The sequence below is a fragment of the Enterobacter cloacae complex sp. IR5384 genome, assembly GCF_049237265.1.
Classification (GTDB): domain Bacteria; phylum Pseudomonadota; class Gammaproteobacteria; order Enterobacterales; family Enterobacteriaceae; genus Enterobacter; species Enterobacter cloacae.
This window is the reverse complement of record NZ_JBMKHJ010000009.1, coordinates 1-12729: the sequence shown is the minus strand read 5'-3', so window position 1 is coordinate 12729 and position 12729 is coordinate 1. Positions and strand designations below refer to the sequence as shown.

Here is a 12729-nt window from a genome sequence, read left to right as displayed (position 1 = left end):
CATCAGGCCTCTCATTTTTTCTCAGGAATAATGGAAATATGGCCATTACGTTCCAGAATGGCATATTTGATTTCGCTTAACTTTGTAATACCATTATTCTGCCGGGCCGAAACCAGAATATCATCACATGAAACATCGACCTTTTTGAGTTTATCTGCTAAGGGCACGCCGTTCTCAACCAGAATTACCGGCGTGCCATCCAGAATATTCTCCACCGGCGAAAAATACTTTTTCATCAGTCCAAAAATAATATCCACAACCACCAGCGTGGTGATGGTTATCATTGCACCCGTGACCGAAAAATCCTCCCCCAGCAGGGCCTGCTGGGTTGCTTCGCTGATAATTAACAGGAGAATAAGGTCAAAGCTGGTCATCTGCAGCAACGCACGTCGTCCGGCAACTTTGAAGACCACCACCAGAAACAGGTAAATCGCCAACGCCCTAAAAACCATATCCATGGCAGCCTCCTAAGGGTAAATAAATTGCCAGAAAGGAATATCCGGCAGGTTGTTTACACGAATGACGTTGTGCCATTTACCGCCTCTGGTCGGGGTAATGAACAGCCAGACCGCAAAATGTGGCGATTTTTCAAGATGATTATAGACAAAATAGAGCGTGTTCCCGCGGCTGTACATGCTGTCTGGCTGCGGCCAGACGCTGCCCGGCTCGTAGGCGTCGCTGCTCTCGCTGGTCATGCTCACGGTGTATTTGCCCTCGTTGTTGACCGGAAAGGTCAGCTGAAGTCGCGACTCCGTTTGCCGACGCGCAAAGCGCTCATAGTTGAGGGTCAGGGATTTTGCAGAATTGGTTTTCTCCGTGTCACTCACTATCCCACTTGAAAACAGACCAGCAATCGCCGCGATGATAATACTCAGTAACACAATAAATCCGACCTGGCGAAATGCATATTCAAACCTCAGCAAGCGATAACTCTCATTTATCCCGGGTAACTTTTCATTTTTATCATTCATGGTAGCTATCACCGTTTCGCTTATTTACCAAACGTTCTTTTTTGTATGGCGAATGTTTTTAAGACTTATCACATTTGCCACATAAAGGAATAGCAACAATACTTAATAAGTCAAGACACCTTAAATGAAGGATATCAGATGAAATTATCACTTATTTCCGCTTTTTTAATATTTATGGTGCCAACCGCATGGGCTGATAATAACGGCGGGTTACAAAAGGGTGAAGCACCGCCTCCTCCGCATGCACTGGATAGCGGTTATCGCGGCACGGATGATGTCCGTATTATGACCATCGACCAGGCGAAACAAATGCATGATGGCGCGACCATTTCACTGCGCGGCAACCTTATTGACGGTAGCGGCGATAAGTATGTATTTCAGGATAAATCCGGAAAAATCGACGTTATTATCCCAAAAGCAGTTTTTGACGGCAGAACAGTCAAACCAGACCAGATGATCAGCATTAACGGTTCGCTTGATAAAAAGTCATCGCCTTCCGTTGTACGTGTCGATCATCTGCAGAAATAACTCAGCGAAGCGTTAACGCTGTATTTTCATCCTAACTCACCTATTGGCTTAAGGAGTCAGCTATGAGTGATACTCAACAACGTACGAACGCTTATCCGCAACCCCCTTTCCCGGAACAGCCGCAGACGCCACCAGGACTGGCTTCTGAGATGCAACCTGTTCCCGATCACGGGGAAACGAGCTATAAAGGCCACGGCCGCCTGGCGGGCAAAAAAGCGCTGATTACCGGCGGTGACTCCGGTATCGGCCGCGCGGTGGCCATTGCCTACGCCCGTGAAGGCGCCGATGTCGCCATTAATTATCTGCCTGAAGAAGAGAAAGACGCCGCAGAGGTCATCGACCTGATCAAGGCCGAAGGACGCAACGCCGTCGCGCTGCCGGGGGATGTCCGGGATGAAACCTTCTGCCAGAACCTGGTGGAAGAAGCGGTGGCTAAACTTGGCGGGCTGGACATTCTGGTGAATAACGCCGGTCGCCAGCAGTATCGGGAATCGCTGGAAGAACTCACTACCGAAGATTTCGATGCCACGTTTAAAACCAACGTTTATGCCCCGTTCTGGATCACCAAAGCGGCGCTTCGCCATCTGAAAGCCCCTGCGGCAATTATTAACACCTCCTCAGTGCAGGCGGTAAAACCCAGCCCTGTCCTGCTGGACTATGCCCAGACCAAAGCCTGTCTGGCGGTGTTTACCAAATCCCTTGCCAAACAGCTTGGGCCGAAGGGCATTCGCGTTAATGCCGTGGCTCCCGGGCCTTACTGGACGGTGCTGCAATCCAGCGGCGGCCAGCCGATGGAAAAAGTGAAGCAGTTTGGGGGTGACACACCGCTGGGCCGTCCGGGCCAGCCGGTGGAGATTGCACCTTTATACGTCACGCTGGCGTCAGATGAGTGTTCCTTTACGACCGGCCAGGTATGGTGTTCCGACGGCGGTGATGGCGTGATTTAACGTTTCCCTGCCCGAATGTGCAATAAATGAACAAGGACGTTCAGCCTCCCGCCAAAAACATGTTGTAACTCAAACAGATCAAATGTTAAAAATATTTTGCTATCAAGTTATCAAAATTAAACAACTTAGCTTGTCACCCGCATCGCTCTGTTTTTAACATCGCCTATGGAAAAAAATGGTCTGTTCAGTCAGCGCATACGCTTGCGCCATTTGCATACATTTGTGGCCGTCGCTCAACAGGGAACGCTGGGGCGTGCGGCTGAAACCCTTAACCTGAGCCAGCCTGCTCTCTCAAAAACGCTTAACGAGCTGGAACAACTGACCGGTGCCCGTCTGTTCGATCGCGGCCGTCTGGGCGCACAACTGACCCTGGTCGGCGAGCAGTTTCTGACCCATGCAGTAAAAGTGCTTGATGCGCTCAATACCGCCGGACAGGCGCTAAACCGTAAAGAAGAGCAGACGCACGAGATTGTCCGTGTGGGTGCCCTGCCCACGGCGGCGCTGGGCATTCTACCGCCGGTGATCGGTCAGTTTCACAAACAGCAAAAACATACGACCCTGCAGGTCGCCACCATGAATAACACCATGCTGCTTGCGGGGCTGAAATCCGGCGAGCTGGATCTGGGTATCGGACGGATGTCAGATCCTGAACTGATGGTGGGTCTGAATTATGAGCTGCTGTTCCTGGAATCCCTGAAGCTGGTGGTACGCCCCAACCATCCTCTGTTGCAGGATACGGTTACCCTAAGCCGGGTGATGGAGTGGCCGGTGGTCGTGTCACCAAAAGGTACGGTTCCACGGCAAAATGCCGAAACGTTACTGCAGATGCAGGGCTGTACGCTGCCGACAGGCTGTATTGAAACCCTGTCCGCCTCCCTGTCACGCCAGCTTACCGTGGATTATGACTACGTCTGGTTCGTCCCCTCCGGTGCGGTCAAAGATGATTTACGCCAGGGCACGCTCACCGCACTGCCGGTGACCTCGCCCGGCGCCGGCGAACCGATTGGCATTTTAACCCGCGTTGATACGCCGCTCTCCTCAGGTGCACAGACGCTACTGAGCGCGATACGTAAATCGATGCCTGCCTGATTCCTTTCCCCTTGCCCTGACCCTCTCCCCCCGGGGCGAGGGTCATTCCTGCGTTCTAATCATTTAATGCGAAATCATTTATTAACAATTGCGCAAAACAATTTAACAGTTTTATCATAGCGACGAATTCACCAAATGGTTCGTAAATATTTTATCAACCCCGAATTCAAGCGTATTAATCATTATTCCCACTGCATTTATTACCCACCTGGTACACTTCCGGCACGTTGTCGTGCTGTGCAGCGGGGGTTCTTAAGGAGAAAGAGATGGCATTTGGCAGCGCGCCACGTGGGATACCCCGTATCCTGCAGTGGCTCCTTGCCGGACTGATGGCGATCGTCGGTCTGGCCGTTGGCGGGTTGGGTTTTAAACTCGTCACCGTAGGCGGAAGTGGATACTTCCTGAACATGGGCGTGGTAATGGTGATTGCCGCGATCCTGATTTTCATCAACCGCAGCAGCGGGATTGTGTTGTATGGCATCGCGTTTATCGCGTCGCTGTTCTGGGCGGTAAGCGATGCCGGCTGGGATTTCTGGCCGCTCTTCTCACGCCTCTTCACTTTTGCGGTTCTGGCATTCCTGTGTGCCCTCGTCTGGCCGTTCCTGCGTGCGGCAAACCGTGCGACGCCGGTGAAAAAAGGCCCGGCCTTTGGCGTGGCGGCGCTGCTCGCCGTGGCAATGCTTGTCAGCCTGGGCTGGATGTTTAAACCCCAAACGCTGGTGGCGGCGAATGAGCCGGTGCCGGTGAAACCGGTCGCGGCTGGCGAACAGCAGAAGAACTGGGAACACTGGGGTAACACCACCCACGGGGATCGTTTTGCGGCCCTCGACCAGATCAACAAGCAGAACGTTAACGAGCTGAAAGTCGCGTGGGTTGCCCATACCGGGGATATCCCCCAGAGCAATGGCTCCGGTGCGGAAGACCAGAACACGCCGCTGCAGATTGGCGATACGCTCTACGTCTGTACGCCGTACAGCAAAGTGCTGGCGCTGGATGTAGATTCCGGGAAAGAGAAGTGGCGTTACGACGCCAAAGCCACGGCCCCGAACTGGCAGCGCTGCCGTGGGCTGGGCTATTTTGAAGATTCACAAAACGTGACAACGTCACAGACAGATGCGCAGCCCGCCGCCTGTCCGCGCCGTCTGTTCCTGCCCACCACCGATGCCCGCCTGATTGCCATCAACGCCGATAACGGTAAAGCCTGCGAAGACTTTGGTGACAAAGGTACCGTGGATCTGAGCGTGGGTATGGGTGAGATTAAACCGGGCTACTATCAGCAAACCTCCACGCCGCTGGTGGCAGGAAACGTGGTGGTAGTCGGCGGACGCGTGGCGGATAACTTCTCCACCGGCGAACCGCCGGGCGTGGTGCGCGCCTATGACGTTCATACCGGTAAACTGGCCTGGGCGTGGGATCCGGGTAATCCGGACCTGACCGGCCTGCCGCCGGAAGGCCAGACCTACACGCGCGGTACACCGAACGTCTGGTCTGCAATGTCCTATGACGCAAAACTGAACCTGATTTACCTGCCAACCGGTAACGCCACGCCAGATTTCTGGGCCGGAGAACGCACCGCGCTGGATGATAAATACAGCTCCTCCATCGTTGCCGTTGATGCCACCACCGGCCAGGTCCGCTGGCATTTCCAGACCACCCATCACGACCTGTGGGACTTCGATCTGCCTTCTCAACCGCTGCTGTACGATCTGCCAGACGGTAAAGGCGGAACCACGCCGGTACTGGTGCAGACCAGTAAACAGGGCATGATCTTTATGCTCAACCGCGAAACCGGCAAACCGGTGGCGAAAGTGGAAGAACGTCCGGTCCCGGCGGGTAACGTGCAGGGCGAACGCTACTCCCCGACGCAGCCGTATTCCGTCGGTATGCCGATGATTGGCAACCAGACCCTGACCGAATCCGACATGTGGGGCGCGACGCCTGTCGACCTGCTGCTGTGCCGCATCCAGTTTAAAGAGATGCGCCATCAGGGGGTCTTTACCCCGCCGGGTCTCGATCGTTCCCTGCAGTTCCCTGGCTCACTGGGCGGGATGAACTGGGGCAGCGTCTCGGTCGATCCGAACAACGGGCTGATGTTCGTCAACGATATGCGCCTGGGTCTGGCCAACTACATGGTACCGCGTGCCAGCGTGGCGAAAGACGCCAGCGGGATTGAGATGGGTATTGTGCCCATGGACGGCACGCCGTTCGGCGCCATGCGCGAGCGTTTCCTGTCACCGCTGGGTATTCCATGCCAGAAACCGCCGTTTGGCACGATGTCCGCGGTTGACCTGAAATCCGGCAAGCTGGTGTGGCAGGTGCCGGTGGGCACCGTGGAAGATACCGGCCCGCTGGGTATTCGCATGCATATGCCGATCCCTATCGGGATGCCAACCCTTGGCGCGTCGCTCTCCACCCAGTCTGGCCTGCTGTTCTTTGCCGGCACTCAGGATTTCTACCTGCGCGCGTTCGATACCGCCACCGGAAAAGAGATCTGGAAAGACCGTCTGCCGGTCGGCAGCCAGTCCGGGCCGATGACCTACGTTTCACCGAAAACCGGTAAACAGTACATCATTATTAACGCTGGCGGCGCCCGCCAGTCACCGGATCGCGGTGATTACGTTATCGCGTATGCGTTACCCGATAAAAAGTAAGCGATGAAAAAAGGGACCGAAAGGTCCCTTTTTATTTGTAGGTCGGGTAAGGCGAAGCCGCCACCCGACACAACACGCCACTCAGAACGTCTCCCAGTTATCCCCGGAAACCGCTGCCGCCGGACGCAGCGGCGCATTCTTCGCCACTGGCGCAGACGTTGCCGCCCGGCCTTGCTTCGCGCCGCTCAGTCGAAACGCACCCACCGCCTCGGTCAGACGCGCGCCCTGTTCTTCCAGCGACGCCGCCGCGGCGGAAGCCTCTTCCACCAGCGAGGCGTTCTGCTGGGTCACTTTATCCATCTCAGAAATCGCCTGGCTCACCTGCTCAATACCACGGCTCTGTTCATCAGACGCGGCAGCGATCTCCAGCATAATGTCCGTCACGCGTTTAACCGCTTCGACGATTTCATTCATGGTATTACCGGCGGCGACGACTTCGCCCGAGCCCTGGTCAATCAGCGAAACGGATTCGTTGATCAGGCTTTCGATCTCTTTGGCGGCATTCGCACTGCGGCTTGCCAGAGTACGAACTTCGCTTGCCACTACGGCAAACCCGCGCCCCTGCTCACCCGCACGCGCCGCTTCTACCGCCGCGTTGAGCGCCAGAATATTGGTCTGGAAGGCGATACTGTTAATCACGGCGGTAATTTCAGAGATCTTCTTCGAACTGGTAGAGATATTGCCCATGGTTTTAACCACCCCGGAGACCATCTGGCCGCCACGGCTGGCTTTACCGGAGGCATCTTCCGCCAGCTTGCTGGCATGGTGCGCGTTATCGGCGTTCTGTTTCACCGTTGCGGTGAGCTGCTCCATGCTGGCTGCCGTCTGCTCAATGGCAGCCGCCTGCTGCTCGGTACGGGAAGAGAGGTCGGTGTTGCCTGCGGAGATTTCGCTGGTGCCACGATAGATCTCTTCCGCCCCCTGACGCACGGTACCGACGGTGTTCTCCAGCGAGTGCTGCATGGTTTGCAGGTCGCGCGTCAGGCGGCCAATTTCGCTGCGTCCGGCCACATCGTCCGGCATGGTCAGATCGCCTTTGGCGATATTTTCAATGCGTTTCGCGGCGCGCTGCAGCGGGGTGATCACCGTGCGTCGCAGCACGACAAAGGTCATGGCCGTCAGCACCAGCGCCAGGGCAAACGCGCCCACCATAAACATCAGGCCCAGTTGGGTGCGGCTGTGTGCCTTAACCGTCAGGGCGTTCGCGCGCTCGGTGCGGATCTTAATCGCCTTCAGCAGCACGGCGTTGTAGGCGTCATCCAGCGGGCGGGCGCTTTCGTTTTCATGGTTAATGATGGCTTCAAACATGCCGTTTTTAGCAAACTTAAGCATCGGCTGCAGGCCTGCGATATAGGCGTCATAGCGTGTTTTCAGATCGGCATCCAGCGCTTCATCCTCAGGCGTACGAACCGCGCGATTGATGTAGGCATTAAACCCTTCCTGAGACTGTTTGATCCGTTTTTCCGCCTCAGCGATGTTTTGCTTCATCGCATCCATTTCCGCGATACGGCTCGCCGCCCCGGCGTGGATCATATTGATACGCGCGGTTCGCAGATGGTTTGAGCTATTCGACAGCCCCATACGCACCTGAATTTCAGACGTGACATCCTGCTGATCGGTGTCGGCCTGTAAAAGGAAATACCCCGCCAGACCTGCGCTCAAGGCAAATAGCAGAATAATGCCACCGAGAATGGAGGAAAACAGCGGAACCAGCCTGATGTGATGCAAGAAGCCCAGCTTGCGCTGCGCTGGCATCGAAGTAGTGTTGTCCATGACCGTCGACTCTCTTGTAGGTAAGATGCGTAAAAACACGCCTGTTAAATAGTCATCGGCACGGCTGAGATTTAGATTACGGCTAAAAACGCCGCACTGGTCACACTTTAGAGAAGATTATTAAAGAAACGCCAGCGGCGAAAAACCGCTGGCAGAAGAGTTACTTGTCGCCGAAATGAATAACAGTACGAATGGATTTACCTTCATGCATCAGATCGAACGCCTCGTTGATCTGCTCCAGCGGTAAACGGTGGGTAATGAATGGATCAAGCTGGATTTTCCCGGCCATCGCATCTTCAACCATCCCCGGCAGCTGCGTGCGCCCTTTCACGCCGCCGAACGCTGAGCCACGCCATACGCGCCCGGTTACCAGCTGGAACGGACGGGTTTTGATCTCCTGGCCCGCACCGGCCACGCCGATGATAATGCTCTCGCCCCAGCCTTTGTGGCAGCATTCAAGCGCGGAACGCATCACGTTCACGTTGCCGATACATTCGAAGCTAAAGTCCACGCCGCCGTCGGTCATCTCAACAATGACCTCCTGAATCGGTTTTTCGTGATCTTTCGGGTTCACGAAATCGGTCGCGCCCATTTCACCCGCCAGTTTGAATTTCTCCGGGTTGGTGTCGACCGCGATGATCCGCCCGGCCTTCGCCTGGACCGCGCCCTGAATCACCGCCAGACCAATCCCGCCAAGACCGAACACCGCCACGGTGTCGCCCTCTTTCACTTTCGCCGTGTTGTGTACTGCCCCAATCCCGGTGGTGACGCCGCAGCCCAGCAGACAGACTTTATCCAGCGGCGCCTGCGGGTTCACCTTCGCCAGTGAGATCTCCGCGCAAACGGTGTATTCACTGAAGGTGCTGGTGCCCATGTAGTGGTGAACCGGCTCGCCGTTGTAGGAGAAACGGGTGGTACCGTCCGGCATCAGCCCCTTGCCCTGGGTGGCGCGAACCGCCTGGCAGAGGTTGGTCTTACCGGATTTACAGAACTTACACTCGCCGCATTCTGCGGTGTAGAGCGGGATCACGTGGTCGCCCGGCTTCAGGCTGGTCACGCCTTCGCCCACTTCCACCACCACACCGCCCCCTTCATGGCCGAGCACCGCTGGGAAAACGCCTTCCGGATCGTCGCCCGACAGCGTAAAGGCATCGGTATGGCACACCCCGGTATGGGTAATTTTGATCAGCACTTCGCCCTTCTTCGGCGGTGCAACGTCGATTTCAACGATTTTGAGCGGCTGGCCAGGGCCAAATGCGACGGCTGCGCGAGATTTCATAGTGTCTTCCCTTATTGTGTGGTGTGTGGGTTTATTTTAGATAAGCGCGCAGCAAATGGCCGACTTCTGCCATGCGCACGGCTCGCTGATCCGGCGTGGTTTCCCCCGTTACCAGCTCATCTTTGAGGTGAATTTCGACCATTTCGCCCATCAGGCCATTGGCAGCACCGCGCACGGCGGCAATTTGCTGCAGGATGGCCAGACAGGGGTCGCCCGACTCCAGCGCGCGTTCAAGGGCATCAACCTGGCCCCGAATGCGACGAACGCGAGTGAGGATACGTTTTTTATCTTCGGGTGAGTGCGGCATACGGCCTCCTGATACTATAGGGGGGTATGGTACCTTTTTTAGCAATCTTATGTAAACATTATGTTTTCTATGGTTATCATGCATTTACCCGACGTAGTCAAAAGGCACTATCGGACATTAAAGGACTTTTTACTGCCCCAAAATTTTCCCCAAACCGCCCCAAAAATGTACCCTCGATCCTATCCCACACATCACCGGATTATCATCAAATTCCATCGTTCGCATGTCGTTAACCGCGTGCATAATCACGCCCAAAATCCCGTCATCATCAGTGTTTATACGTTCCTTTCGGCAGTCACCGCCCAGGCTTTTCAGATGCTTATATGGGTTAGTCCTGAATCTCCGAATATGAAAATCCCCCGCAAGCTTGCTTATCGGAAAAATTATGTTCTTTAAGAGAGCAGAAAAAAAGGAGTTAACCCATTGTAATTTAATGATTTATCTCTCATTATTTAATTATTTAAAAACAAAGGCTTACGCGGTATACTCTCGTTCAACACATTGATTTTACTACGTGATATTTCACGCTCGGAATTATTCTCTAGCTCAACAATACATTTACTATTGATTGAAAACCAGCATGAATAAAATCACAACACAAGGAGTAATAGCTTGGAAATTAGAAAAGATCTCGCACAAGTAACTGCAGAAATATCCAGACTCGTCTCTATTGGAGAAGAATTTCATTCCTTTGATAAAGATTGGAGCCATCTAAAAAATAAAGAAGACTTCCGTTATATTGCTAAAATTCCCCATACAAAAAGAGGCAAAGTCGAAGCCCTTTATAGCGATGGACGCAGCATGGCTATGTTCATAGCAGGAGTTTTATGTAATATCAATAGTGACTTCAGCTCATACCCCACCCTAACTTCAATCATTAATGTTTTGAAGAATTCATGGGCCTTTGGTAGATATGACCCGAACGTTCCGGATGTTGCAAAAGCAGTTTGTGAAGAATGCAATGTCGATCTGTGGTCTGTAAATCAAATGATTGCACTTTTTAAAAAACAAGAGCAAATTCTCGCTGCAATTCGTGTAACCGTTAATATGCTCGAACAAAGTGACCTCTATAAAATGGAAAACGGCATCCCTATTATGAAACAAGAATCATCCATTAACGTAAGCGGCATTTCTGGATCTAGTATAAATATCAATTCTGCAGGCGCTACAGCTTCAGTGGCAACAAATTATAACGAACCAACAATTTTCGCTGACATGATAGAGGCCATCAAATCGAATCAACTGGACGAAGAAACTGAAAGAACATTAATAGATAACGTACAAGCTCTTGCTTCGAGTCATCAGAGCGGTGGTTTCAAGGAAGCTTACAAAGATTTCATGCAAAATGTATCTGCGCACATTACTGTTTTCGCGCCATTCATTTCTGCGCTATCAACTTTGTTATAAAAAACTATATATTAACAACTTAATGGTTAAGAAGTTGTAACAGAGATTGAGCTATCAATCCAACTTGATTAATAGTTTAAAGTAAAATTTGCTCACGCGGATTTTACTTTAATTGTCACCCCTAGGAGGTGGTTTAGGGGTGACAATTAAATCCGCCATAAGGCGGTTTATGAATTACTTAAAATCATATTTCTTTATAATTTGTTAGCTCTTGAACCTTTCTAAACTCGCCAGCTATGATTTCTTTCATAGCATCTCTTACTGTATTGAGACCACTATTAAAAGTATCATGATCGATTTCAATATCTGTCGATTCGAAATCATTTAGAACTTTATAAATCGAAACCATCCCTTTCTTGAGCAAGAAATAGTCAACCCCTCTTTTTTCAAGATGCAAAAGCATCTTCCAAGAAGCTACAGAGAAAACATGTCTTTTTTCTTTTTGTAAATCCAACAAATGATTTTGACGTTCTTGGCTATCATTTCTACGAAAAGACTTTGTAGCATCCTGCATAATGAATTTCACAGTTTCAGCGGCAGCGACACATTCCGCAGCTACATTAACCAACTCTTCGATATAATCAGTCTGATTTTTGGATTCAATTTCTGTTTTCAAAGCAAGCTTTGTCATCTGCTATTGATGAGCCATTTGCTTTTGCAGTGATTCTGCAGTAGATCTTAATGCCTCCCACGCCATAATTGCTGGTAAACCGCCAGCCAAAAGTGCGGACACTAGGCTGGCAAAGATGATCCAGCCACTATCGCTTTCAACCACGATCTTGGGTATCTGCTTAAGAACGAAATCGCCATGGTAAAACACGTCATTACCGTTTAATTGAAAAGGAATTCCCAGCCAATCCATAACTACTCCTTAGTGAAGTAGTTATCATATCAGTACCGCTCAAGGCCAATCTAGTACAAACATTTACGATGAAGCTTAAGCAAGCTTTGACAACGTTAAAGCTTCTCATCATCAGGTTAGAATCACTGTAACGGTCAACAGTAGCTCCAATGACAAAAGACCACTCCAACTTACAAAGAGAACGGCAAAGCGATGAAGAACGCCGTTAATGCGCCCTGTATCGCCATACTGTTCTCGTGTAAAAAATTAATTACCGGACCACAGTCCCTGGCTGGATGTAGTTCTGCATGATTCCTCCCAAATTACAGGCATAAAAAAACCGCCGTTAGGCAGCTTAGCTTAATAATTTATGTTTAATCATCTAATACAAAATACTCATATTGATCTTTATCACTAAGTCCTCTTGCTTCATGAACACGAACAAGCGAATTAGTTTCCACATTGTATGAAATAGATGTAAACAAACATGCTGAACTTACCTTTGCATTGCGCTCATGTAATGTTTTGAAATTAATCCTTACCCAATTGAGAATTACTTTATGTAAAGCATATGTATTCTTGCCGGAAAGTTCCTTGCTAGCTTTAAATCCCATAGCAAACAAGCAAAAACCTAGTATTCTTGCCCCTTGAAAGTTTGGAAAAGTCTCCATTCTTTTTATTTGATCATATATCTCGCGCCGCAATTTATGCTGAATTATTTTGCCAGCAGCGCCAGTTACCTCGTAAACATCAAAGAAAGAATCAAGGAGCGTATTATGATGAATGGACCAACAATCCCACCAAGGATTATTTATGTAGGATGCATTATGATGACCTGCTCCCCGTTGATTAGTACACCCCGATGTTAGTAATGTCTTCATAAGCCACATGAGGACATCCCCATGAAGAAGCGTTTTTCCGACGAACAGATCATCA

Annotated in this window: 13 protein-coding genes; 5 read left to right on the top strand and 8 right to left on the bottom strand. The window is 51.4% G+C overall.

The genetic code is table 11. From position 1 onward, the window contains the following. Positions 1–11: 11 nt before the first annotated feature. Positions 12–458: a DUF421 domain-containing protein gene (locus ACOTX3_RS09910; protein WP_013096670.1), complete on the bottom strand. Its 447-nt coding sequence runs from the start codon at positions 456–458 to the stop codon at positions 12–14. 9 nt (positions 459–467) lie between these two features. Beyond that, positions 468–971 (bottom strand): hypothetical protein, encoded by a 504-nt coding sequence (locus ACOTX3_RS09905; protein ID WP_058678523.1) that lies wholly within the window; start codon positions 969–971, stop codon positions 468–470. Positions 972–1109: 138 nt separating this feature from the next. On the opposite strand from ACOTX3_RS09905, the gene ACOTX3_RS09900 reads away from it, so the two are divergent. The 4 genes from ACOTX3_RS09900 to ACOTX3_RS09885 all read left to right on the top strand — a co-directional run bounded on the left by ACOTX3_RS09900 (position 1110) and on the right by ACOTX3_RS09885 (position 6186). Continuing rightward, positions 1110–1499 carry a YdeI family stress tolerance OB fold protein gene (locus ACOTX3_RS09900; RefSeq protein WP_127869255.1) on the top strand — a complete coding sequence of 130 codons (390 nt, stop codon included), beginning with the start codon at positions 1110–1112 and terminating at the stop codon, positions 1497–1499. Positions 1500–1561: 62 nt separating this feature from the next. Further along, positions 1562–2446 carry an SDR family oxidoreductase gene (locus tag ACOTX3_RS09895; protein WP_013096673.1) on the top strand — a complete coding sequence of 295 codons (885 nt, stop codon included), beginning with the start codon at positions 1562–1564 and terminating at the stop codon, positions 2444–2446. Positions 2447–2611: 165 nt separating this feature from the next. Continuing rightward, the gene (locus ACOTX3_RS09890) at positions 2612–3535 is read left to right on the top strand and encodes a LysR substrate-binding domain-containing protein (RefSeq protein WP_014831860.1); all 924 of its coding nucleotides are present in this window, start codon (positions 2612–2614) and stop codon (positions 3533–3535) included. A gap of 266 nt (positions 3536–3801) precedes the next feature. Beyond that, the gene (locus ACOTX3_RS09885; protein WP_127869254.1) at positions 3802–6186 is read left to right on the top strand and encodes a glucose/quinate/shikimate family membrane-bound PQQ-dependent dehydrogenase; all 2385 of its coding nucleotides are present in this window, start codon (positions 3802–3804) and stop codon (positions 6184–6186) included. Positions 6187–6267: 81 nt separating this feature from the next. Here the strand turns inward: ACOTX3_RS09885 and ACOTX3_RS09880 are convergent, their stop codons facing one another. The 3 genes from ACOTX3_RS09880 to ACOTX3_RS09870 form a co-directional block, all read right to left on the bottom strand. Next, positions 6268–7959 (bottom strand): methyl-accepting chemotaxis protein, encoded by a 1692-nt coding sequence (locus ACOTX3_RS09880; protein ID WP_038419375.1) that lies wholly within the window; start codon positions 7957–7959, stop codon positions 6268–6270. A 160-nt stretch (positions 7960–8119) separates the two neighbouring features. Beyond that, a complete protein-coding gene (locus ACOTX3_RS09875) occupies positions 8120–9238 on the bottom strand; it encodes an S-(hydroxymethyl)glutathione dehydrogenase/class III alcohol dehydrogenase (RefSeq protein ID WP_058678525.1) in 1119 nt (372 codons plus the stop codon). 31 nt (positions 9239–9269) lie between these two features. Then, positions 9270–9545 (bottom strand): metal/formaldehyde-sensitive transcriptional repressor, encoded by a 276-nt coding sequence (locus ACOTX3_RS09870; RefSeq protein WP_013096678.1) that lies wholly within the window; start codon positions 9543–9545, stop codon positions 9270–9272. A 612-nt stretch (positions 9546–10157) separates the two neighbouring features. Between ACOTX3_RS09870 and ACOTX3_RS09865 the strand changes: the two genes are divergently transcribed. Continuing rightward, a complete protein-coding gene (locus tag ACOTX3_RS09865; RefSeq protein ID WP_058678526.1) occupies positions 10158–10952 on the top strand; it encodes a hypothetical protein in 795 nt (264 codons plus the stop codon). A gap of 184 nt (positions 10953–11136) precedes the next feature. Here the strand turns inward: ACOTX3_RS09865 and ACOTX3_RS09860 are convergent, their stop codons facing one another. The 3 genes from ACOTX3_RS09860 to ACOTX3_RS09850 all read right to left on the bottom strand — a co-directional run. Continuing rightward, positions 11137–11583 carry a hypothetical protein gene (locus ACOTX3_RS09860; protein ID WP_058678527.1) on the bottom strand — a complete coding sequence of 149 codons (447 nt, stop codon included), beginning with the start codon at positions 11581–11583 and terminating at the stop codon, positions 11137–11139. A gap of 3 nt (positions 11584–11586) precedes the next feature. Further along, entirely contained in the window at positions 11587–11814 is a 228-nt protein-coding gene (locus tag ACOTX3_RS09855) for a hypothetical protein (RefSeq protein WP_058678528.1), read from the bottom strand. Between the two features lie 353 nt (positions 11815–12167). After that, positions 12168–12729 (bottom strand): hypothetical protein (locus tag ACOTX3_RS09850; protein WP_421634975.1); only part of this gene is annotated, 562 nt, incomplete at its 5' end.

Coding starts and splice junctions, on each gene's coding strand:
- ACOTX3_RS09910 (WP_013096670.1), bottom strand. CDS start 458: ATGGATATGGTTTTTAGGGCGTTGGCGATTTACCTGTTTCTGGTGGTG.
- ACOTX3_RS09905 (WP_058678523.1), bottom strand. CDS start 971: ATGAATGATAAAAATGAAAAGTTACCCGGGATAAATGAGAGTTATCGC.
- ACOTX3_RS09900 (WP_127869255.1), top strand. CDS start 1,110: ATGAAATTATCACTTATTTCCGCTTTTTTAATATTTATGGTGCCAACC.
- ACOTX3_RS09895 (WP_013096673.1), top strand. CDS start 1,562: ATGAGTGATACTCAACAACGTACGAACGCTTATCCGCAACCCCCTTTC.
- ACOTX3_RS09890 (WP_014831860.1), top strand. CDS start 2,612: ATGGAAAAAAATGGTCTGTTCAGTCAGCGCATACGCTTGCGCCATTTG.
- ACOTX3_RS09885 (WP_127869254.1), top strand. CDS start 3,802: ATGGCATTTGGCAGCGCGCCACGTGGGATACCCCGTATCCTGCAGTGG.
- ACOTX3_RS09880 (WP_038419375.1), bottom strand. CDS start 7,959: ATGGACAACACTACTTCGATGCCAGCGCAGCGCAAGCTGGGCTTCTTG.
- ACOTX3_RS09875 (WP_058678525.1), bottom strand. CDS start 9,238: ATGAAATCTCGCGCAGCCGTCGCATTTGGCCCTGGCCAGCCGCTCAAA.
- ACOTX3_RS09870 (WP_013096678.1), bottom strand. CDS start 9,545: ATGCCGCACTCACCCGAAGATAAAAAACGTATCCTCACTCGCGTTCGT.
- ACOTX3_RS09860 (WP_058678527.1), bottom strand. CDS start 11,583: ATGACAAAGCTTGCTTTGAAAACAGAAATTGAATCCAAAAATCAGACT.
- ACOTX3_RS09855 (WP_058678528.1), bottom strand. CDS start 11,814: ATGGATTGGCTGGGAATTCCTTTTCAATTAAACGGTAATGACGTGTTT.